This is a genomic window from Sphingomonas flavida, from assembly GCF_036663655.1.
Classification (GTDB): Bacteria; Pseudomonadota; Alphaproteobacteria; order Sphingomonadales; family Sphingomonadaceae; genus Sphingomonas.
This window is the reverse complement of the sequence record NZ_JAXOJH010000063.1, coordinates 1-1026: the sequence shown is the minus strand read 5'-3', so window position 1 is coordinate 1026 and position 1026 is coordinate 1. Positions and strand designations below refer to the sequence as shown.

Annotated in this window: 2 protein-coding genes; one reads left to right on the top strand and one right to left on the bottom strand. The window is 68.9% G+C overall.

Annotated elements, in window-relative coordinates:
* Positions 1-258, top strand: a 258-nt coding sequence (locus U1703_RS19120; protein WP_332786984.1) for an aspartate/glutamate racemase family protein, incomplete at its 5' end; no start/stop codon positions are given.
* Positions 259-405: 147 nt separating this feature from the next.
* On the opposite strand, the gene U1703_RS19115 is transcribed toward U1703_RS19120, so the two are convergent.
* The coding region (locus U1703_RS19115) for a hypothetical protein (RefSeq protein ID WP_332786983.1) at positions 406-1026 on the bottom strand (621 nt) is incomplete at its 5' end.

The window sequence follows — 1026 nt, the reverse complement described above, 5'->3', positions numbered from 1 at the left end:
GTGCATGTGCCCGACGCCCGCCGCCACGACGCCGTCAACCGGATCATCTACGACGAGCTCGTGCACGGGAAGGTGCTCGACGGCTCGCGCCGCACCGTCGTCGCCCTGATCGACGAGCTGTGGGACGCCGGCGCCGGTGGCCTGGTCCTCGGTTGCACCGAGCTGGAGCTGCTGGTCCACCAGGCCGACTCCGACCTGCCGCTGTTCCCCTGCACCGCCCTCCACGTCGCTGCTGCCCTGGACCGCGCGCTTGCCTGACGGCTTGCGCCTGGAGGCTCGCAGGTCGAAGCACTCGTCGAGTCGTCGTCCCTCCGCGCGCGCCTTCAAGGGGCAGCGGACCGGGTGGACGCACAGGCTGCCGAGGCGTGCCGGTGACCCCGCCGGTGTTGCTGGGTGGTGGGGCGGTCAGGGTCGTCGACGGTGTGGGTGGTCGAGGGCCACGGTGCCGGTGTGGTCACGGAGGTAGAGATGTCCGTTGGGTGAGTGCCACAGGTAGGTCCCGCGGTCCAGGACGTCGTAGGTCCACCCACCGTGGGTCTTGAACCGATGATGTCCCCTGCATGCGGGCGCGGTGTTGCACGAACAGGTCGGTCCGCCCTCGCCGTAGGGCTGGGCGTGGTCACAGTCGCAGACCCGGGCTGGTCGGGTGCACCACGGGAAAATGCAGTGGTGATCGACGAGAGCGTCTTGCTCGACCAACCGGTCGGGGACCTCGTAGGCGGCGACGTGGATGTGATCGTCGAGATCGCGGACGGGCTTGACGATGATGGTGGCATCCGGGTTGGCACACCACGCCCGGATCGTCTCCACCAGCAACGGGGTCCGGGTGTTGTCACACCGGCCCACGAAGCTGTCACCGTGCAGATGGAGCACGATCTGGCGTGATGGCTTGTCGTAGTCCAGGGTGCCCTGACCCCGGGCCAGATCACCCAGGGCCTGGGCGCGACGGACGTTGAGCGACTCCTCCGAACCCAGCTCCTTGAGCTCCGCGGCGCGTTGGGACAACGCCTGGTCGAGGTCCAGGGC